Raw genomic sequence first — 21,160 nt, 5'->3', positions numbered from 1 at the left:
GAGATGGGTAGGATGAAGGACAAAGCAATTGTAATAAAAAATCTGAGAAAAGAGTTTGGTTTAAAAGCTGCCGTCAAAGATATTTCCCTGGAAGTGGAAGAAGGAACGATTATTTCCCTGCTTGGCGTCAATGGCGCAGGAAAAACAACCACAATCAGAATGCTGAGCGGACTTTCCAAACCAACAGGCGGAGATGCTTTTATTTTCGGTAAAAGCATTCGCAGTGAAATGCAGGAAATCAAAAATATCAGCAACCTGTCTACGCAGGAAACGGCAGTGGCACCAAATCTGACGGTTCTGGAAAACCTGGAGTTTATGGCGGAACTCTATGGACTGCCTTCAAATGAGGTAAAAGAACAGGTGGATAAAATCATACAGATGTTTTCCTTTGAGGAAGTAAAGAAGCAGAAAGCGAAGACCCTTTCCGGTGGTTGGCAGCGGAAGGTCAGTATCGGCATGGCATTGATAACCGGTCCCAAAATTCTCTATCTGGATGAACCGACACTTGGGCTGGATGTACTTGCGAGACGAGAGCTGTGGAAAGATATTGAAGCATTGAAAGGGGAAGTGACAATTGTACTTACTACCCATTACATGGAAGAGGCGGAACATCTGTCTGACCGCGTTGCGGTTATGGTGGACGGAGAGATTAAAGCCTGCGGCAGTGTAGAGGAATTAAAAGCCCTGACAAATGCAGATTCATTGGAAAATGCTTTTATTACCATTGCACAAAATACGGATTCCCATTTTTAAGCGTGCTTTTAAGCGGAAGGAGAGATTATGATGAGGAGCATTGTGTTTGCAAAAAGAGTCGTAAAAGAAATGTTGAGAGATCCATTAAGTTATATTTTTTGCCTGGGATTTCCCATAGTTATGCTGATTGTGATGACGGTCATTGACAGAAGTATCCCAAATGAAGCGGGTATGACAATTTTCCATATCCAGTCACTTGTGCCCGGAATAGCAGTTTTTGGATTAACTTTTGTCATGCTGTTTACGGCACTTCAGGTTTCCAAAGACCGTTCGACTGCTTTCCTGGTCCGGCTGTATGCATCTCCCATGAGGCCATTTGATTTTGTAATGGGATATACACTGGCAATTTCGATCATAGCCATATGCCAGGTGCTGATTACTTTTTGCGTTGGGTTTGTGACCGGAAGGATAATTGGTTACAGCTTTCAGATTGGATATCTGTTTGCAGGAATATTGGTGCTGATCCCGTCAGCTATTATGTTTATCGGAATCGGTATGTTTTTTGGAACTTTATTAAATGATAAAGCGGCACCGGGAATTTGTTCCATTATCATTACCCTTGTCAGCATGCTCGGAGGCGTGTGGATGGATGTGGATATGATAGGCGGCACCATAACGAAAATTGCACATATATTACCGTTTTATCAGGGAGTGAATGGCGCAAGAATGGCTGTGCAGGGGAATTTCGGAGATTTGGCAAAACCCCTTTGTATTATTCTGGTGTATGCATTTTGTATATATTGCGCTTCTGCCCTGGTTTTTGGCAGAAAAATGAAGAGTGATTTGAGATAGCCGTATGGATGGCAATGCCCGTAATAGGTTACGTAGCCCGCTACGCGCCCTTCATCCGGGACAAATCTCCCACAAACTGTGACGCACAGCTGCCAGAAAGCAATTTTAAAACACGATCTAGTACAGCATAGCTTAATTATTTGTGCAATGCTGTACTAATACCTGTTTTTCTAAATTTCTATTTTATAAAGTCATCATTTTTATAGAGTCATTATTTTAGTGATATCACAAAAAAGTGCTTCAAGGAAATCAGACGTAATTCCTCGACATTAACATTTTTGCAGCAAAAAGTTTGTGACCCGATCCGGTGAATATTCATCACCAATAAAGTAAATAATATCCTTCTCATTTAATGTAGCATAGGAACCGGGGGAAATTAAAACCTCACCATTTCTGCGAATTGCAATCACAGTTGCTGTGGTGTGTTCCCAAAATCGCAATTCTGCTAAAGTTTTTCCTATGCACAGCATCTCTGAAAGAATTTCAAATTCATAGGGCATAAAAGGGTGCAGCATTTGAAACCGGTTTGTACTTTCGATCAGTGCCGCTACCTTTTCATTTAAATTGTCCAGTTCTTTTTTTTGACGGGAAATATTGTCAAGCAGATCTTTTTTATAGTTGTGAATGGTTTGTACACTGTTAAACTGCTGTAGAAACCGCCACGCTTTTTCCTGGGACAGGATCGTAACACCGCTGCCTTTTGTTGTTGAAACAATTTCCAAATCTGCCAGTATGCAGATTGCCTTACGAGCCGTCTCCGGTGATACAGAATACTGACTAGCAATCACAGAGCGTGAATAAATTTTCTCGCCCACAAGGTATTTTCTCTCTGCTATTTTGGCAGCGATATCTGCAGCGATTTTTTGATAAACCGGTAGTTGAACTACTTTTTCACTTTTGTTTTCTTCCATGTGAAATACATCTCCTGTATAAATAAATTATCTGTTATAAATATAGCATAGTCCAGTACCGGTCACAAGGATTTTTTCGTGGTTTGAATTCCAGCTATTACTATTAGCTGATTAAACCTTTCTCGGTCAAAAATTCCCTGGCAACCTGCTCGGGGGGCTGCTGTAATTCGTCTACCTTGTAATTCAGATCCATCATGACTTCATCAGTAAGATATTCTCCCAGTTCCTCCATAAGGGGTGCAATTTCCGGACATTCCTCCAGCACTTCCCCACGAATGATTGGCATTGCATAATAGGGCGGAAAAAAGGATTTGTCATCCGTCAGAACCTTAAGATTAAATTTTTTCAGAAGACCGTCAGTTGCAAAAGCATCAATGACATCCACATCACCATTAATCAATGCTGTGTATCGGGGGGAACCATCCAGCGTCAGGCTTTCGCCTATGGTAAAGCCGTACTCTTTCTGAAGACCGGGCAGCCCGTCGGCACGATTAGAGAACTCAAATACGGTACCCGATTTCATAGTGTTAGCAACCTTTGCAAGATCGCTGATGGTTTCAAGCTTATATTTCTGTGCGGTTTCCTGGGTGACCGCCATAACATAGGTGTTGTTAAACTGCATCTGTTTTAGAACATCAATATCATACAGTTCTTTCAGCTCTGCCTTCGCGGTATTATAGACCAGTTCCACATCATTGACAGGGGGATGCTGAAGGGTATCGCTGTATGCCGTGCCGCTGTATTCTACATACATATCAATATCGCCCGTTTTCATGGCACCAAAGCAAACCTGTGTGCCGCCGAGCTCTACCCGTCGGTTAACCGTAATATCGGTGCGGTCTTCAATAAAATCCGCTGCCATATTACCTAAAATAGCCTGCTCCGTATAATCCTTAGAGCCCACTGTAATTGTTTGTCCGGTACTGGAGGTACTGCCAATGGAAGTAAAAATAAGAATGGCAGCAGTAGCAACAGCGGCTGTCACCAGAATACCTTTCTGCATATTTCGATGCTTCTTCTTTATGCTGTTATCTCCTTTTTGCAGGCTGATTGGCGTTACCAGTTTTTCCACGGTGCCAATCAAAAAATCCACCAGCAATGCCAATATACATGCGGGTATTGCGCCAGCCAGAATTTGATTGTTGTTAACGGTACGAATTCCTGAAAATACCAGATAGCCAAGCCCTCCGGCGCCGATAAAAGCCGCCATGGTCATTAAGCCTACAGCTGTGACGGATGCAATTCGTACACCCGCCATAATGACAGGAAGGGCAAGCGGAATCTGAACCCGTGTTAACACCTGAAAAGGAGTGAGTCCGATTCCTTTTGCTGCCTCTAAGGTTTGCGGGTTGATGTTCTCAAGTCCGGTATAGGTGTTTTTGATAATTGGCAGCAGAGAATACAGCACGACCGCGCATATTGCCGGTACCGTTCCGATCCCAAGAAAAGGAATCATAAAGCCCAGAAGCGCCATGCTTGGTATTGCCTGTACAATATTTGCCACCGATAAAATCGGCTTGCTTGCTTTGCTCACATAGGAGATTAGAATGCCCAGAGGCACACCGATTAAAATCGCCAGTCCCACAGAAATAGCTGTCAGCTTGATGTGTTCCACCAGCAAGCTAATGATTTGAATATAATTTAATTGAATATATTCTATGAAATTCACTCTTCATCCTCCTCTCCCACATCCAGATATTGCTGACTCAGTGTTGTTACCAGACTGCTCCTGGTAATCAAGCCAACCAATCTGCCGTCCTCATTTGTAACGGGAACGGTGGATGACTGATTCTCTGTCACCAGTTTGATTGTATCCAAGATACTTTCTTCAGGTTTCAGAGTCAGAACATTTTGCTTCATGAATACTTCAGCAGTCTGTGTTTTGTCCTCCACGCCTCTGAGCCGGCTTGCCTTTACAATGCCTAAAAGCCGCTTGCTTTCCGGATCCACTACCAGCAGACTGTCTACCTTATTTTGCCTCATTTTGTCAATGCACTTCAAGACAGACATGTCCTTTGCCGTCGTAATGGGCTTTTCTATCATAATATCTGACACTTTAATAAACTCCGGAGAGGACCAGATTCTGTTCTGTCCGACGAAATGAGAAACAAATTCATCTGCCGGATTTTTCAGAATGTTTTCCGGTGTGTCGTACTGCAGAATAGTTCCGTCCCGCATAATGCATATTTTATCAGCAATTTTTACAGCCTCATCCATATCATGCGTCACAAAAACTATCGTTTTCTTAAGTTTAGACTGTAACTGTATCAGCTCGTCCTGCAAATCTGATCTAGTAATTGGATCCAGTGCCGAGAACGGCTCATCCATAAGAATGATATCCGGATTGGTTGCAAATGCCCGGGCAACACCAACACGCTGCTGCTGGCCGCCGGAAAGCTGGGTGGGGTAGCGGTTCAAAAACTCATCGCAGTCAAGTCCCACCATCTGCATCATTCTTTTGGTGTTCTTGGCAAGTTCTGCGGGAGCTGTCTTCTGTAGTTTGGATATCAACTCAATATTTTCCTGAACGGTCATGTGGGGAAATAAACCGGTTTGCTGAATGACATAACCGATTTTCCTGCGCAGTGCCACCTCATCTACGTTTTTAATATTCTCTCCATGGATAGTAATGGTACCGCTGCTGGGCTTAACCAGCCGGTTGATCATTTTAAGCAGGGTAGTTTTTCCACATCCGCTTTCTCCGATTATGGTAACTAATTCTCCTTTGTCAATGGTAAAATTGACATCTGACAAAACTCTTTGTGTTTTGTAGGCTTTAGTTATATGTTCAAATTGAATCATTTGTCAGCCTCCTTTCAAAGTAACTACTCATAGTATATTGGAAAGTTGTTACTTTGTCAAGGCTTGTACAGAGCCATATACTGGATTAAGGTTGAATGTATTTGTAAAAATGAGGCTATTTTCCGGGTAAATTCCACGCAAAATATAATTTTAAAATTAGTAAAAAAACAAAAAAAAGCCAACATCAACTCAAGAGCGTTTTAAAACACACTTTTGTGTTAATGTTGGCTATAATGCGGCAGAAAGATCAGTTTCCGGAGCATGTATGGAAAATTATTTCATAATCTAATGTTTTCAGACATTCTGCAAAAATTCACTGACATAATGAAGAGCGGCACCGACTGCCGGAGTATATTGTCCCTGAGTGCCCAAAATGATCTGATCTCTGGAAAGGGTAAAAGGTGATGTGGAATTTATTTGATTCAGAAGAGTTACCACATCCTCTTCCAGAAAAAATGGAGCCAGATATCCGCTGATAATAATGGAACCGTCGATCATAATATTCAGGTTGCGCATGGCAAAAGCCAGATGTTCCAGATAGCTGTCCCAAATTTGCCGGCAGTCAGAATCCCCGTTCCTTAATTTCTGAAAGAAAGGTGTGATACCCATACCGGAAGCTTGTTCCAATGCGTTGGCGGAACAGTAAGTTTCCAGGCAGCCCCGGCTGCCGCAGTAGCACATCGGTCCGTCGTGCGTAAGACATAGATGTTCAATAATACCGCTGTGCATATGAATCCCCTGGTGGACCAGACCGTTCGTAATGATAGAGCCGCCCATATTTCGGTTCAGCAGAAACACAACTGCGCTGTCTATTTCTTTATGATTCCATAGTTCCAGGTAAGCCGCTGCCTTGGAATCGTGTTCCAGCCGGCAGGGATAAGTAATATATTCTGTAAAATCAGATAGTTTCATCTGAATATTATCCATGATTACACCATAGCTTACAGATTGTCCATCAGGTGCAATAATCCCCTGGGTAGCAATGGATACCCCTAAAATTGAAGATCTGTCTAAGACATTTACGGATATAAAACCCTCTAGTTCCTGTCCAAGCTGCCGGTAGTATTTTCTTGAAGTCTGATAAGGGATGTCCAGTGTGGAATCAAAAATCACAGTACCATAGAGATCGACTGCCACAAAATGAACCATCTTTTTTAAAATTCCAATCCCGATCGAGACTCTTGCAGTACGTCGAATCTGGATTGCCCGGGCTTTCCGACCTCCCGTAGAATCAAAGTATCCATTTTTTTCAAGCAGACCTTCTTCTTCTAAAATTTTTAAGTTCTGACTTACGGTAGATAAACCCATTTGCAGTTTTTGGACTATCTGCAGTTTTGATGTAGTGCCCTCATGGTAGATAAAAGAATATACTTTATTTTTGTTAATTCTTTTGACTGCCATGGTAGTCATTCCTTTATCGCTCATAGAACCTCCTAATTCGCTAAATTCATCTCATCGACCTATCGTTCTTTCTATCATAGTATGTCTGTATTTAAAAAGCAATGAAAATATATTATTATGCAATTTATACAAGAAATCAATAAGAAAATTGGGATAAAAATCAATTGTTATTCTAAATATAAAGTAATATACTCTACTTATGATTAGGTGTTACGCATAAGTATAAAATAAAAGAGAAAAAATGGAGGAAGATCATGAAAAGTGCAGTATTTTACGGGAAGCATGACTTGAGAGTGGAAGAATCAAAAAAACCTGAAATCGGACCAAAGGACGTATTAATTCATGTAAAAGCATGTGGGGTATGCGGTACGGATGTACATATTTATGAGGGAGATAAAGGGGCGGCAGAAGTAACCCCTCCCACGATTTTGGGACATGAGTTTTCAGGAGTGGTGGCTCAGACAGGAGCAGAAGTAGTAAATTGCAAAGTCGGGGACAGGGTATGTATAGATCCCAATTGTTATTGCGGAACCTGTGAACCCTGCCGCAATGGCGCGGCACATTACTGTGAGAATATGATTGGATATGGAACTACCGTAAACGGAGGATTTGCAGAATATTGTGCAGTCAACGAAAGACAGGTGTATCTGCTGGGTGAAAATACAACATTTGAGCAGGGGGCTATGGCGGAACCGGTAGCCTGCTGCCTGCACGGAATTGATATGTGTGAGATTCAGCCCGGACATCAGGTAGTGGTAATCGGCGGCGGAATGATCGGTCTATTGATGATGCAGCTGGCAAAACTGGCTGGAGCAGCCAAAGTAGCTCTGCTGGAGCCTGTGGAAAATAAAAGGGAAGTAGCGAAGAAATTGGGTGCAGATATCTGTATTGACCCTATAAAGGAAGATGTTCAGGCGGTATTGAAAGCGGCAGGAATGACCTGGATCAACACCGTGATTGAATGTGTGGGAAGGCCGTCTACAATCCGGCAGGCAATTGATATTGCAGGAAATAAAGCTGTGGTTATGATGTTCGGGCTCACAAAACCGGATGAAACTATCCAGGTGAAACCATTCGAAGTTTTCCAGAAGGAGCTTGTGCTAAAGGCATCTTTCATCAATCCTTATACACAAAAGCGTGCTTTGGATCTGATTGATACCAGACGTCTGGATGTCAGTAGCATGATTTATGAAGTCTGCGGGTTGGAAAACCTGGAAGGCGTATTAAGCAAACCAGAATTGCGTGCTAATGGAAAATATATTATTTCCCCTGAAAAATAAATAGGAAATGAGTATGTGACAACGTATAACAGACACTTCTGCGGTAAAAGGCAGGAGTGTTGTTTGCTTTATAATGCAGTTGAGGATTTTAGATAAATGCAGTATAATAAGACAAAGTTTCAGGAGATAGGGTGGCGGCTTGCAGAATAAAATTGACCTGCTGCGTTCAGGGGGAAGGAAATAAGTCCCCGGGAAGAGTATATCGATACGGTATGGGGAATTGGTTATCGCTTGCATAAAGGTTAGCGCGTATTTGAAAATTGATGGAGTTCATCTGATAAATATCAGATATATAACAGATAAAGGAGAACATGATGCATGTGTATTGAGTTCAGGAAAGTGAGCGGATTTAATAGAGGGACTATTTTAAATTTATTGTCTGATGCTTATTCCTTTGATGAAAGAATGGGACAATGCTGGAGATCTGATTGGGAAGAATTTGATGATTTTTTCTTTGATAATCTTCAGATTGCAGATCAATATGGTTTTATCACAACGTTAGACGGCGAAGCAATCGGGCTGGTTTCCTGGGATCCAAGAAATATGCCGGAGTATGTAGAGGTGGGGCATAACTGTATTAAATCAACTTACCAGGGCAGGGGCTATGGGACAATGCAGCTTGAGGAAGCTGTCAACAGAATCAGGGGATATGATGTGAAAAAAATAATAGTAACCACTAATGCGGGTCTTTTTCCGGCACAACGGATGTATGAGAGTGTTGGATTTAAGACAGTCCTACGAAGAAAAAATTCTGGCATTGCAGATTTTGCCGGTGAATATATTGATTATGAAATTATTGCAGATGAATTTGCAGGTCTGCGGCATTCCAGTAAGTGAAGCTGCCGGCAGAACGCAATTGTATTTGGGGAAGTATCTGAAATGGGCTGAGGAGTTTTTCCTCAGCCTTATATAGTCAAAAAACGAATTATTACCGGATTATATATTTACGGTTTTTAATGGATCGCAGAACACTTTTCAAGAAGAATAGCGATAGTATGGCTCTTTTCATCATAGTGATTTCCAGCAACATCACCATATACACTGCGTACCTGAAATCCGGCTTCTTCTGCTTCCTGTATCAGGGCTTCTTGTGTGAAGCAGCAATTCCATAGATAATAAGATTTAAGGTCTTGATCTGCTGCAACGATGATTTGTTCCAGGGTGATATTATCTGAATACTTACAATTTCTATTTAGAACGACATGTTGTTTTGCACTCCAGAATCCTGCGCTCTGGTGCAGTTCCCAGGTTTGTTCTTCATGAAAAAGGTTGTATTTTACCATGGAAAAAACATCTAATAATAGCTTCCCGCCAGGCTTTAAATGCTGGTATATCTGCTTCATGACTATGCGTCTGTTTTCGGCTGACAGTGCACCATAATCGCAGTAAATCATGGTAGCCAGATCAAAATGTGTTGCTAAATTCAGCGTGAGATAGTTCTGACGGATATATTTAATATTCAGATTCTTTTCTTCTGCGGAATGGCGTGCATAGGAAATAGAACGTCTTGAAAAATCCACGCCGGTTACCAAATATCCGCATTTTGCAAATCTCTCTGTATATAATCCGGGGCCGCAGCCAAGGTCAAGCAACGAGGGATAGCTATGGGGAGGCAAAATATTTTTTATCCATGACACGGACTTTTCGATGAATGCTAATTTTCTGCTTGCACCGTTAAATTCCGGGTCAAGGTGTGCTTTGAGCATTTGTTTTGAGATATAATTATCATCCCAAAACGCGCTTTCTGTCTCTTTGTAAAGTACAGGTAATTCTAAATTTTTGATGATTTCCTGAAACATAATGATCTCTCCTTTTCATTTGGGCATAAAGAAAAGCCGTAGATTTTACTCTACGGCTCATCTTTGTAAGATGAAGAAAAGTGAAGAGTAAAATAAAACCAAACATTCGGTACACAAAATAAGCTGAATCAACAGCCATTCTGTTTCCTAATTGAATTGATTTTATCTACTCTTTTCCAGTCATCCCCATGCCACTGATTTTGTGACACCTGGTACGCCGGACTTCCATCACCTTTTCTTTAATAGTTATATGGTGATTCTATATTAGGCAGACGGTTTTGTCAACCTTTACAGGCTATCATGGTTGCGTAAATTTACCTTCGGAAATAATGGTGTAGAGTTCACCCATGATGCGCTGATAACGTATCAGGCAATGACTTATGTATTTAATATACCTCTTTTGGGTATGCAAAGCAAGCCCAGTTTTCTGAGCCGTTTCCGGTTTATCCCTCTTTCTCTTTTTTTGTTCCCTTTTTACAATCCCCAGATATGCTCATTGAAATACATGATTTTTTTACTCTGCAATGACAGACTATGGCTTATTCTTTCTGTGTATTTTCCCAGTTCTCCATGTCTGCTTCTTTCTGACTGTAATATCTGTGTACTGCTCAATACCTCATACTCCTCCCCCACTGCCTTTGGCACATCCTTTTTTTGGTATCTTACCAATTCCAGCATTTCTCCTCCGTTTTCACTATAGGCTCTTAACTGTGCCATTTTTGCTGCTCCTGTCATACTCCATCCCATCGGCCTTGAACTCATTCTGCTGGATAATACATGGCTCACATGGCCTTCTGTACTGCTTCCTTTTACTCCGTCTTTATGTTTTAACCGCAGCCTCGCTGCTGTCCAGTTCGACAGGATATAGGCTTTTGCTTCCGACATTCGCTTTGTTTCTCTTTCGTTTTCCAGATAGCCTTCCAGTCTTTCTACGGTTCTTTCAAACTCTTTTTTCGTCTTACTCCTGATTGCAGTCCGCAGTTCATCTGCCGCATCCTCCCGGCTGTCTTTCATGTGGCTCGTCAGCCTGGTCAGATACTTTTCCAGATGAAATTCATCCAGCACATACGTTATTCCTGCCATCCGCTTCATTCCTGATTTAATCCAGCCCCCTCCATCTGCATTCAGATAGATTTTCTTAACCTTATCGAGATCGTAATGATTATTCATATATTCATAGATTTCGTCCCAAAATTGATTGTATTCTTCTCCATGGCTGACACCGCAGAAGTAGTACGGGTTTATCAGTTTATGACGTTTACTCTTTGGTGCCTCTTTCTCGATTCCCTCATGAACATAAACCAGTTTGGTGATCAGACAGTTATTCTTCTGGTGATTCTCATTTTCTCTAAGATCCCCTTTCTTCTCCCGAAACTGGAGAGAAGCATGGTCTTCATCTGCTTCAATATACAGATAATCAACTTCTTTTTTCTTCTTTGGTTTTTCTTCATTTTTGGGGAATTTCAATCCATGAATTTTATTTTTTACAGTCTGTTTCTTCACGTTCCCTGTCAGGCTGCTTTCTTCTCCTCCCCGTCTATAGGATGTCTGCACAGCTTCCTTTAGCATTCTTGCCAATGCGTCCTCCGTAATACGCTCGTTTCTTTCCAGTCCAAGAATACGGTCCAGCAGATATTCACTTTTGCCGGTCTCTTTATTCGTGAACAGGGTCTTTTTAAATGTAACTGTCCCCAGCGATGTGAGCAATTGTTTAGTCTCATGGGATTCTACTGACCAGTGCTGCAGCCTTTTCTGGCTCTTTCTCAGCATTTCATTCATACTTTCCAATGATTCCTGGATCATTCTTAAGCCCAGATTGTGCAGCTCATCTGTCAGACTATGGACATACTCAGCCAGCTTTAATGGCTCTTTCATAAATTCATTTTCCAGTTTTTCAAATTTGTTGATGCATTTTTCTTCAAAATACTTTATACTGTTAATCATAGAGGTCACCTTTCTTTGTGTGTATTTTGGTCGTGCTTAATACTTTATCACAAAATGGTGGCCTCTTTCTATTTATTTTTCATTATCCGAGTAAAATTTTACGCTAGCGGCTATCATAGGTATATCTTTACAGGCGCATGATTGAAACGCCTGCGGCAGATTAAATCACGGTCTACAGCTTCCTTGCTTTAATAATAAAAGTTACAGGAAGCATTTTTGCTTTATTACTAAAATCATCTTCCCCATATGCATTTATGATATCTTCATCTGTTTCTTCAATCATCTGCTCAATTGTAAACCCATTCGCTGACAGCGCGTTAACATAAGTAGAAAGTTTACGATTTGATAACTTGATTTCTTTATCTTCCAAAGCTACGGAATACCATGTTTCATCAAAGTAGGAATTGCAAAAGATGAGATTGTTATTTTCTGCGGATACGCATTTATGTATAGGATGCGACCAGCTGAAAATGAAGATGCCGTCCTTTTTCAGATAGGATGATATTCTGCTGAATGTCTCATTCAGATCCGTTGTCCAGCCTATCGCATAGATAGAATAAACATAATCAAAATATTGTTCGGGTATTCCGCATTCACTTTCCATTGGTCCACATACAAGTCTGGCGTCAATTCTCTGTGATGTCAAGAACTCTTTCGTACGTTCAAGTTGCATTGGGTAGATAAAGCAGATAGTTCACCGACTTCCCCACCTCCGATAATACTTTTCTTACTCATATTTTTAATCCTCACATTCATAATTTTTACTTTAAAATTTTGTTCATTGGTATTTTAATGTTATTCAATTATACTATAGAGTATTTTCAAAAACAATCGTTCATTACGCAAATACATTACGCAGATTTAGATTGACAAGCTAATGATAATTAGCATATAATAAAGCTAATTATCATTAGCCAAAGGAGATTTATAGATGAAAACGGTATCTGCAAAAGTATCTGGAAAAGAGTCCGGAAAAATATCTGGAAAAGTATCTACAAAAAGAAGAATCCTGGAACATGCCTTAACGCTGTTTTCGGAAAAAGGTTTTGATGCAGTGAGCGTAGGGCAGATTGCAGATGCAGTGGGAATAAAAGCCCCGTCTCTATATAAACATTATAAGAGCAAACAGGATATCTTTGATGCGATTCTCGATGAGATGGCAGTTCGTTATCAACAGCAGACTGCTTCCATGCAGATGAATGGAGTGGAACCAAATAAGGATATTGACCGCTATAAGGATATTTCGGAGGAACAGCTGATTCAAATGGGAAAGGAACTGTTTTTATATTTCCTCCATGACGAATATGTCCGTAAATTTCGCAAGCTGCTGACAATAGAGCAGTATCACAGCAAAACACTTGCAGACCTTTATGCTAAACAATATGCAGATGATCCGCTGTCTTATCAAAGTATTCTGCTTGGACTGCTTTCCAATATGGGCATTTTCAACAGGAAAATGTGCAGATTATGGCACTTCACTTTTATGCGCCTTTGTATTTGCTGCTGACCATGTGTGACTGCCAGCCTAAACGTGAGCCGGAGGCCCTGAAGATATTTGAACAGCATATCCGGCAGTTTAACCGGTTGTATCAGAAGACAGGAGGATGAGAGGATGAAAATTACGGTTATACATGGGCAGTCACACAAAGGGGTAACCTATACCATGACCAGAGAAGTGCTGAAACACCTGGCAAATGATCAGGATGAAATCAGGGAATTTTTTCTGCCTAAGGATGGCCCGGATTTTTGCTGCGGCTGCAACAGCTGTTTTATAAAGGGAGAAGAGCATTGTCCTGCCGCCAAAAAAGTACAGCCGATAGCCAGGGCAATGGAGTGGGCGGATATTATTTTTCTGGACAGCCCAAACTATGTTATGGAGATGAGCGGTTCCATGAAAAATTTCCTGGATCATATGGCGTATCGATGGGTGACTCACAGGCCCCATGGTGGAATGTTTAAAAAGGTGGGTATGACATTTTGCTCATCTGCGGGAGCCCCTGCCGGACATACTGCCCGTTCACTTGCAAGACAGTTAAAATGGATGAGCGTATCAAGGGTATTCTGTTTCCCATTTGTCAGCAATGCCATGGGGATATCAGATGTAAAAGTGAAAAAGCGGAAAAAAATGGAGCGGGAAGCTGTCCGCATAGCAGCCAGGGTGCGGCAGCGGGCAGAACGGCCCAGAGCCAGTATCAGGGGGAAACTGTTTTTTTATGTTTTTCGGAAAATGCAGTCCAGTCCCGGCGCAGCCTGGAATCCGGTGGATCGGGACTGGTGGGTAAATCAAGGTTGGACCGGGAAGAAAAGACCGTGGAACAAATAATTACTGTCCTGGAATATTAGAACTGCAGGCCGCCATCAAAATAAAATTATTTTTGGGGTATGCACAGTTATCTAAGGATGAGATGTAGAGGGGCATGGAGATTTTTAAATTCGAATTAAATGCTTAAAATGATTTGGAGTTGAAAATGATATCAATGATTAAGTGAGGTAAAATAATGGATATTCCTACAAAAATTAATAATATAATCGGTTCCCGTTCATTTACCTTAGACAAAACCGGGATGTCCGATTCCCAGGTTATCTGTTTTGATGATATGATTCTTAAAATAGAAAAGCAATGTGAAGAATCAGATAATGAACATCAAATGTTGTCCTGGCTCTCCGGCAGACTTCCGGTGCCGAAACTGCTCTGCTCCGAAAAGAGCTGCAGTACAAATTATCTGCTTATGGAACGGGTGGTTGGAGAAATGTCCTGCTCCTCGGAATTTCTGGAAGATCCCGAGCTGTTAACGGAATTGCTGGCAGAAGGGCTGCGAATGTTGTGGAATGTGGATATTTCAGCGTGTCCTTATCATAATGGGATTGATAATAAACTGCGGCTGGCGGAAATTCTCGTTTCTAATAACCTCTGCGAAATGGAAGGAGTAGAGCCGGGAACCTATGGGGATAATGGATTTGCTTCTCCGGCTGATTTACTTACATGGTTAAAAGATAACAGACCCGCCGAAAATCTTGTATTTTCTCATGGTGATTATTGTCTTCCAAATATTTTTATCAATCAAAATAAAGTCAGTGGTTTTATAGATCTGGGGAGAAGCGGAATAGCTGATAAATATCAGGATATCGCTCTTTGCTACCGAAGTCTAAAGCATAATTTTGAAGGCAGGTATGGAGGAAAAATATATGAAGACTTTAATGCGGATATTCTTTTTGACAAGTTAGGGATAGAACCGGATTGGGATCGGATACGATATTATATTTTATTAGACGAGCTTTTTTGAGAAGAAGGCTCAGGTGCATTAGATACATAGATGATTAGGGTGATACAGGAGGTGTAGGCTGTGTCACCCTGTTTTTGTGTAAATGATATAGAATACAGGATATAAACCGGCGATACTGTAGCTTCAATTTGTACATAATAGTGGATTGACAGTTAAAAAATATCGTAGTATAATTTAAATACTTAGATAAAAGCTTTTATAAAAGAAATACAATTAATACAAAAGAAATAAAGAATTATTTGTGAGGTGGAAAGGAGAATTTATAATGTATTTGGAAAGTATTTTTGGGTTAGCGGGGAAAACAGCCCTGGTTACAGGGGGAAGAGTAGGAATCGGACAGGTAATTGCCATTGCATTGGCAAAGGCGGGAGCCGAGGTAGTTATTATGGGAAAGACAGATTCCCGGGAGACAGTCAGGAAGATTGAAGGGGAAGGTGGTAAAGCGTATAGTATTACGGCTAATGTGACAGATGAGGAGGCGGTAGAGAAGGCGATGGATCTCATCATGGAACGTTCCGGACATATTGACATTGTGTTTAATAATGCGGGAATCTGTATACATAAGGATACTTTAGAGGCTACGATAGAAGAGTGGAGACAGGTTATTGATGTCAATCTGACAGGAGAATATATTGTGGCAAGAGCCGCAGGCAGAAGGATGATAGAGTCCGGAACCAAGGGTAGTATTATAAATATGGCATCTATGTCTGGCACAATTGTTAATATCCCGCAGTGGCAGGCATCTTATAATGCCTCTAAAGCCGGAGTAATGCACATGACCAGGTCTCTTGCCATTGAATGGGCAGAGCATGGAATTCGGGTTAACAGTTTAAGCCCGGGTTATATTGGTACGCCTATGTCAGCTGATACGCCTCAGGAATTAAAAAATGCCTGGATGCCGCTTATGCCTTATCACCGTATGGGTAAACCGGAAGAGTTGATTCCTGCAATATTATATCTGGCATGCGATGCGGCCGGATACACAACAGGGTCGGATGTGATTGTGGATGGAGGATATGTTGCACAATAATCAGAGTGTTAAATTGAGATTTTGACGATTGTTTGAATTAAATGATAGTTGATATATTAATGAACGTTTAAATTCTATGATCGGTCAAATTACATATGGATTAAGTGACGAATGTTGCAGGAGAGCGTGTTATAATAAAACCAAGTTATAATAAGACCAAGTTAGCAAGGAACCCAATAGAATCAGGGGTTTGCGGCAGCTCTGGTCTTATTTTTTACTACAATCGAACATCTTTTTCATTAAAAATCCAGTTTTGTTTTCCGAAATGTGGAATATTTTAGGAGCGGAATAGCGGAAAATACAGGTCAGGCAACAGAGAAGGATTTTAATGTTACCTTTGAAAATGAGACAGCATGGTTGTCAATAGGACAAATGGCAGACCTCTTCCAAAGAGATAGAAGTGTGATTTCTAAGCACATAAAAAATGTTTTTGCAGAACGTCAGGCAGAACGAGAGCAAGCCATGACAATGCAGGATTGGGCAAAACATCTGGATAATATACTGACAATGAGTGGGGAAAACTTCTCAATGGCAATGGCTCTATCTGCCATTCTCAAGCTATGAAGAAGGTTGAGGGTGAGTATATAAAATACAAAGCCCACAATTTGACAAGTAACCGTTAGATATAAAGCAGTTTGCCATATGGGCTGTGGAGCGGATTATTCAGAAGATAGAACATTATAGCTTTGATGCCACAACGATAAGAGTGGGATGTGATGATACGGGATAGTGTAAAAAACATAAATGAAATATAGTGTAGTTTCTTGCAAAAATCATGCCGTTGGTATAATATACTTTTATATAACTTTTTATGAAAGCGAGAATATGTATGGTAGTCAATGGCGTAGATGAAAGCAGGCAGTCCAATAAAGTCAGAATAGCTAAATGTATTTTAGACTGCGGAGAAATATCAAAAGCAGAAATAGCGTCAAAGCTGGATTTGAGTATGCCTACAGTATTTAAAAATATTAAGGAGCTCATTCAGCTTGGAATTGTAACAGAAGGAAATGAATATCAGTCGACCGGAGGGCGTAAGGCGAAAGGCCTGTCCATAGCCAATCATTTTATGTATTCAGCAGGTATTGATATTACCCGGAATCATATCAGTTATGTATTTATTGATTTAAAAGGGGATTTATTATGCCAGAAGAGAATACGCAGGTCTTATGAAAATACGCTTGATTATTATGAAGCACTGTATGAGAATTTTGCCTGCTTTCTGGAGGAAAGCCGGATCGAAAGTAATAAAATTCTTGGGGTGGGAATTTCCGTTCCAGGAATTATAGATGCCCAAAACCAATTGATTATTACTTCACATGTTCTGAAAGTAAATAATGTGAGTCTGAAAAATTTAAGTCAGCTGTTCGAATATGATGTCTGCTACGAAAATGATGCTAATAGTGCGGCAATTGCAGAGTTTGCGAACCGCAATAAGGATGCTGTCTATGTCTCTCTCAGTGATACTGTAGGCGGCTGCGTTTACATCAACCAAAGAATTTATACTGGTGAACATTACCGAAGTGCGGAATTTGGACATATGAATCTGGTACGAAACGGTGCGAAATGTTATTGTGGCAAAAAGGGCTGTGCAGATGTATATTGTTCTGCGAGAGTTCTGGCGGGGCATGGGAATGGAAGTCTGGAAAGATTTTTCGATCAGCTTCAAACTGGGGATGAAGGATCAAAGAAAGTCTGGGAAAAATATCTGGAAGACTTAGCTGTGTTGGTGACAGACTTACGTATGGTATTTGACTGTGACATTATATTAGGCGGATATGTGGGAGGCTATTTGAAAAAATATATTATGGATCTCAATAAGAAGGTAGTGAAGCTGGATCCTTTTGATAACGATACTACTTATCTGCAGACTTGCCGGTATGAACGGGAAGCTTCTGCTGTTGGGATTGGGATGCGATTTATTGAGAAGTATCTTGATACGCTGATATAATCCGACTCTATAATACAATAATTTAACTAGTCCGCTGCGTTTGCGATAGAAGATAGTATAATGAGCAACGGAAATAAACTCCCCTATCTCTCTGTCGTTCATTCCTACAAAGTAACTTAGCATGGATAGCTTCATGCTGTTTTGGGGTAAGCTGTTTTATTGCCTTTGCCAGCTTGTCATTCGGTACGGGTATAGCAAAGACATGAACACAAAATCGTGTAACATCACTTGGGTATGTATCATTCATTCCGAAAAAGTTTAATTGTTAAACCAAAAAGCGGTCAATCATGTATGACTAACCGCTTAAATGTAATTATAAAATTCTCAAACTGAATTTATTACTGCGTAGATTGCTTTTGTTTTTTTATAAAGATAAAACGCATAACTAAGACCACAAATAATACTACGCTAAAAATTAAAGTATGGATTGTATCAATCGGATAGGATGCAATCCACCCTTGATTAAAAACAAGTATTGAAATATATCCAGTTATTATAGAACATGGCATAAAAGCAATACCAACTATATTAAACCAATCAACATAAAATGGTGCTTTTTCTGTCGACAGTATTTTCCCAATAAAATAGCCGGCAATCCCCACTGTTTGAATAATCTTTGAACCCCACACCGCTTCCATAGTTTGTTCTTCATACCATCTACCAAAAGCGCAAAACAGCCCAATAGCAATAAAGGCTGTTGAGGCAATATAAAGCACTTTACTTGTAAGTTCTTTGCTTTTTTGGCCTTCATTGGCACTGGCTCAATTCCTTTTAAAATGTAATCTGTTGTTACTCCGAAAAAGTCGCTCACGCACTATTCTTACACTACACCTAAATCCATTTTGAGATAAACTTTATCTTTTAACTGAATACCTGAATCAAACATCGGTTGATCATAATGTTCTATAAAGTAATTTTCAAGACGGTGCGATAAAATAAATCCGCAGCATTCGTAAAACGAGATGATCCAGGGGATGTCTCCGGTGCCGACAGATAACGTTGTACCTTTATCTTTGTAATAACGGGATATGTGGCTAACTAACTTTTTTCCATACCCTTTTCCTTGAACTTGCTCGTAAGTTGCCAAATTTTGAAGTTCATAAATACCGTTTCCCTCGTCAGTTACAACGCAGATACTTTTTAATCCGTCATCATATAGTGCAAAAAGGTTTCCTCTATCTAAATATTTATCAATCATGCTTTCCTGTTCGTCTGCTAAAAGCAACAAATCGAGAAAGTCTTTTTTGTTACTTTCAATGATTTTTATTTCCATATGTATATCTCCTCACGCACATTATTTATTTCCAAAATTCTTTACCAATAATCCCCGATGGATATATCCATCTTTTATATCTTCTTTTTCTGGCAGCGGGCGTGTATCAACTATATTGTACTTGGCATAGAGCCTTTTTTGAATATTACAAAAATAGACAGGTAAGCCAATGCAAGAATAAAAATGGGCAGTGTCCTGCACCTGAAAGTGAATGTGGGGTTCTGTCGTATTACCAGAGTTACCGCACTGAGCGACAACATCACTTCTTTTTACAGTCTGCCCTTTTTGTACTTTTACACTCCCAGGCATAAGATGACAAATGGTACTATATTCATTTGGCGAGTGTTTTATAATAATTCGATTACCGCCAATATCAGGTGTGTCTGGGTCGGGCTGCCCATCGTTCATTATGCGGCAATCAGGGAAGTTATTTTTTACTGAGATAACTATGCCGTCGGCAGGGGCAAGAATGTCTTTTCCATAACAATAATAACTATGCAAATCCTTTTTATCGCCTTGGCAGCTCTCCCCATTTTCATCCACGATAAAGAAATCATAAGCAAAACGTTGTGGTAAGATTTCCCACGAGTGGGATGTGTTTTTAGTAACACCGCCATTTCCTATATACCATTCTCCATCGAATGGCAATGCATACTCTACTTTTGGCACATAATCATCTATGGGATCAATATCTTTTTTTCGATACTTAATTTTTGCATAATATAAGCCGATAACTTGCAATACAGCCTGTCCTAGAAGTCGTTTATTCATATGAAATTTCTCCTTTATACGGATTTCCTAATTCAATGGAAAATTATTTGATATCAATCAAATAATCTCAAATCCCATACTTTAACATGAAAAGTTCAAGAATTATTAAACTCATATCAACAACCCCTTTCACAGACTTATTTTAGTTTAATTAAAGTATATCAGAGTAGTAAGTGAAAGTGAAGCACCGTATATCTTTTTTCATAGAGAATTTCATTGGATTTTCAAGCTTCCTTTAAGAGAATTTCATTAATTTCCTGAAATTAATGAAATTTGCTCTCATAGCCCCTGGAAGGGTTTACTCTTGCACAGATAAAAATAATTCTGTCTACAGCATAAGGCTGGCAGATTCCGCTGTCAGCCTTTTTATAAAAACAATATTGATCTGAAATAAAAAATTATAATCTCAATTACCTGAGAAATCCGATCTTAAATTCTTAATTCTCGTTCAAATCTAAGCCCCCCGCACCCAGTCCAAACAGACATTTACCGTTTCCGCCGCATTATTAGACCAAGCATCCGCACCCGTTACCACCATAGTGTCATAACTGGCACATGCGCCTCCAATTGTGACTTTAACATCATCTCTAATGCCGGCATCCTTCAGCCCGTCGATGGTATCTTTCATGGAATCGATTGCCAGAGTGAGGACTCCGCTCAGTCCCACTATCTCAGGTTTTACTTCAAGTACTTTTTCCACAAAGGAACTGACGGGCACATCAATGCCAAGATCATATACTTCGAAACCGGAAGCTTCCGCCATACTTTTAAAGATATTTTTTCCAATATCATGCAGATCTTCATGGACGGTTCCCAAGACAATTTTACCGACTTTTTCACTGGAATCGGAGCCAATGATGGGTTCCAGAATTTTAATCGCTTCTGACAGCACTTCTCCGGCAAACATCAGATCGCCAACATAATATGCACCGGTTTCGAACTGCTCTCCGACAACTGCCATTCCTTTCTGGCAGGCTTCTATGGCTTTGTTTGCTTCTGCTTTAGTTGGGTTTCCAGCAGCGAATTCATTGAGCATGGAGAGAACTTTTTCTTCATCAAGCTCCCCGAGAGCTCTTGTTAGTGTGGCTAAATCAATCATAATTAACCTCCTTTGAAAACGATTCATAGTTACTATTAATGAAATAACGAATTAGTATGGTATGGGATTCAAT

Annotated in this window: 22 protein-coding genes; 11 read left to right on the top strand and 11 right to left on the bottom strand. The window is 40.4% G+C overall.

The features are described from left to right. Nucleotides 1–3 precede the first annotated feature (3 nt). Genes QR40_RS12940 through QR40_RS33185 form a run of 3 tightly spaced genes read left to right on the top strand, consistent with a single transcriptional unit; the run spans nucleotide 4 to nucleotide 1,676 of the window. A complete protein-coding gene (locus QR40_RS12940; RefSeq protein WP_242858516.1) occupies nucleotides 4–753 on the top strand; it encodes an ABC transporter ATP-binding protein in 750 nt (249 codons plus the stop codon). 27 nt (nucleotides 754–780) lie between these two features. Further along, a complete protein-coding gene (locus QR40_RS12935) occupies nucleotides 781–1,545 on the top strand; it encodes an ABC transporter permease (protein ID WP_081820117.1) in 765 nt (254 codons plus the stop codon). An 8-nt stretch (nucleotides 1,546–1,553) separates the two neighbouring features. After that, nucleotides 1,554–1,676: a DUF6783 domain-containing protein gene (locus QR40_RS33185; protein WP_334291783.1), complete on the top strand. Its 123-nt coding sequence runs from the start codon at nucleotides 1,554–1,556 to the stop codon at nucleotides 1,674–1,676. Nucleotides 1,677–1,814: 138 nt separating this feature from the next. On the opposite strand, the gene QR40_RS12930 is transcribed toward QR40_RS33185, so the two are convergent. The 4 genes from QR40_RS12930 to QR40_RS12915 all read right to left on the bottom strand — a co-directional run bounded on the left by QR40_RS12930 (nucleotide 1,815) and on the right by QR40_RS12915 (nucleotide 6,683). Continuing rightward, entirely contained in the window at nucleotides 1,815–2,456 is a 642-nt protein-coding gene (locus QR40_RS12930; protein ID WP_027292617.1) for a GntR family transcriptional regulator, read from the bottom strand. Between the two features lie 103 nt (nucleotides 2,457–2,559). Continuing rightward, complete coding sequence (locus tag QR40_RS12925; RefSeq protein WP_044295370.1) at nucleotides 2,560–4,125, bottom strand: ABC transporter permease/substrate-binding protein; 1,566 nt, start codon at nucleotides 4,123–4,125, stop codon at nucleotides 2,560–2,562. Further along, nucleotides 4,122–5,258, bottom strand: coding sequence for an ABC transporter ATP-binding protein (locus QR40_RS12920; protein WP_044295368.1), 1,137 nt, complete (start codon nucleotides 5,256–5,258; stop codon nucleotides 4,122–4,124). Before QR40_RS12920 ends, QR40_RS12925 begins: the two co-directional genes overlap by 4 nt. A gap of 294 nt (nucleotides 5,259–5,552) precedes the next feature. After that, nucleotides 5,553–6,683 (bottom strand): ROK family transcriptional regulator, encoded by a 1,131-nt coding sequence (locus QR40_RS12915; protein WP_044295366.1) that lies wholly within the window; start codon nucleotides 6,681–6,683, stop codon nucleotides 5,553–5,555. A 230-nt stretch (nucleotides 6,684–6,913) separates the two neighbouring features. Between QR40_RS12915 and QR40_RS12910 the strand changes: the two genes are divergently transcribed. Together QR40_RS12910 and QR40_RS12905 are read left to right on the top strand one after the other, a co-directional pair. After that, complete coding sequence (locus QR40_RS12910) at nucleotides 6,914–7,939, top strand: zinc-dependent alcohol dehydrogenase family protein (protein ID WP_044295365.1); 1,026 nt, start codon at nucleotides 6,914–6,916, stop codon at nucleotides 7,937–7,939. A 339-nt stretch (nucleotides 7,940–8,278) separates the two neighbouring features. Then, complete coding sequence (locus tag QR40_RS12905; protein WP_242858514.1) at nucleotides 8,279–8,776, top strand: GNAT family N-acetyltransferase; 498 nt, start codon at nucleotides 8,279–8,281, stop codon at nucleotides 8,774–8,776. A 116-nt stretch (nucleotides 8,777–8,892) separates the two neighbouring features. On the opposite strand, the gene QR40_RS12900 is transcribed toward QR40_RS12905, so the two are convergent. The 3 genes from QR40_RS12900 to QR40_RS12890 form a co-directional block, all read right to left on the bottom strand. Continuing rightward, the gene (locus tag QR40_RS12900; RefSeq protein WP_044295361.1) at nucleotides 8,893–9,738 is read right to left on the bottom strand and encodes a class I SAM-dependent methyltransferase; all 846 of its coding nucleotides are present in this window, start codon (nucleotides 9,736–9,738) and stop codon (nucleotides 8,893–8,895) included. Nucleotides 9,739–10,212: 474 nt separating this feature from the next. Then, nucleotides 10,213–11,682, bottom strand: coding sequence for an ISLre2 family transposase (locus QR40_RS12895; RefSeq protein ID WP_044295359.1), 1,470 nt, complete (start codon nucleotides 11,680–11,682; stop codon nucleotides 10,213–10,215). 172 nt (nucleotides 11,683–11,854) lie between these two features. Then, nucleotides 11,855–12,355 (bottom strand): class I SAM-dependent methyltransferase, encoded by a 501-nt coding sequence (locus QR40_RS12890; RefSeq protein WP_052430838.1) that lies wholly within the window; start codon nucleotides 12,353–12,355, stop codon nucleotides 11,855–11,857. A 258-nt stretch (nucleotides 12,356–12,613) separates the two neighbouring features. On the opposite strand from QR40_RS12890, the gene QR40_RS12885 reads away from it, so the two are divergent. From QR40_RS12885 to QR40_RS12860, 6 genes are all read left to right on the top strand, one after another. Further along, nucleotides 12,614–13,189, top strand: a complete 576-nt coding sequence (locus QR40_RS12885) for a TetR/AcrR family transcriptional regulator (RefSeq protein WP_242858513.1) — start codon at nucleotides 12,614–12,616, stop codon at nucleotides 13,187–13,189. Between the two features lie 105 nt (nucleotides 13,190–13,294). Further along, nucleotides 13,295–14,005, top strand: coding sequence for a flavodoxin family protein (locus QR40_RS12880; protein ID WP_044295357.1), 711 nt, complete (start codon nucleotides 13,295–13,297; stop codon nucleotides 14,003–14,005). Nucleotides 14,006–14,180: 175 nt separating this feature from the next. Then, nucleotides 14,181–14,966 (top strand): APH(3') family aminoglycoside O-phosphotransferase, encoded by a 786-nt coding sequence (locus QR40_RS12875; RefSeq protein ID WP_052430837.1) that lies wholly within the window; start codon nucleotides 14,181–14,183, stop codon nucleotides 14,964–14,966. A 265-nt stretch (nucleotides 14,967–15,231) separates the two neighbouring features. Further along, entirely contained in the window at nucleotides 15,232–15,996 is a 765-nt protein-coding gene (locus tag QR40_RS12870) for an SDR family oxidoreductase (RefSeq protein WP_200889752.1), read from the top strand. A 267-nt stretch (nucleotides 15,997–16,263) separates the two neighbouring features. Beyond that, nucleotides 16,264–16,560 (top strand): hypothetical protein, encoded by a 297-nt coding sequence (locus QR40_RS32080; protein ID WP_200889751.1) that lies wholly within the window; start codon nucleotides 16,264–16,266, stop codon nucleotides 16,558–16,560. A gap of 247 nt (nucleotides 16,561–16,807) precedes the next feature. Then, nucleotides 16,808–17,944: an ROK family transcriptional regulator gene (locus QR40_RS12860; protein ID WP_242858511.1), complete on the top strand. Its 1,137-nt coding sequence runs from the start codon at nucleotides 16,808–16,810 to the stop codon at nucleotides 17,942–17,944. A 338-nt stretch (nucleotides 17,945–18,282) separates the two neighbouring features. Here the strand turns inward: QR40_RS12860 and QR40_RS31375 are convergent, their stop codons facing one another. From QR40_RS31375 to QR40_RS12840, 4 genes are all read right to left on the bottom strand, one after another. Then, the gene (locus tag QR40_RS31375) at nucleotides 18,283–18,660 is read right to left on the bottom strand and encodes a hypothetical protein (RefSeq protein WP_242858510.1); all 378 of its coding nucleotides are present in this window, start codon (nucleotides 18,658–18,660) and stop codon (nucleotides 18,283–18,285) included. A gap of 104 nt (nucleotides 18,661–18,764) precedes the next feature. Beyond that, nucleotides 18,765–19,217, bottom strand: a complete 453-nt coding sequence (locus QR40_RS31370; protein ID WP_027292628.1) for a GNAT family N-acetyltransferase — start codon at nucleotides 19,215–19,217, stop codon at nucleotides 18,765–18,767. 21 nt (nucleotides 19,218–19,238) lie between these two features. Further along, nucleotides 19,239–19,988, bottom strand: a complete 750-nt coding sequence (locus tag QR40_RS12845) for a M23 family metallopeptidase (protein WP_044295353.1) — start codon at nucleotides 19,986–19,988, stop codon at nucleotides 19,239–19,241. 454 nt (nucleotides 19,989–20,442) lie between these two features. Then, entirely contained in the window at nucleotides 20,443–21,087 is a 645-nt protein-coding gene (locus QR40_RS12840; RefSeq protein WP_044295351.1) for a cobalamin B12-binding domain-containing protein, read from the bottom strand. Between the last annotated feature and the right edge of the window lie 73 nt (nucleotides 21,088–21,160).

Source organism: Robinsoniella peoriensis (assembly GCF_000797495.1).
GTDB lineage: Bacteria > Bacillota > Clostridia > Lachnospirales > Lachnospiraceae > Robinsoniella > Robinsoniella peoriensis.
Note: the sequence above shows the minus strand (reverse complement) of the source record. Positions and strands in the feature narration are given on the sequence as shown.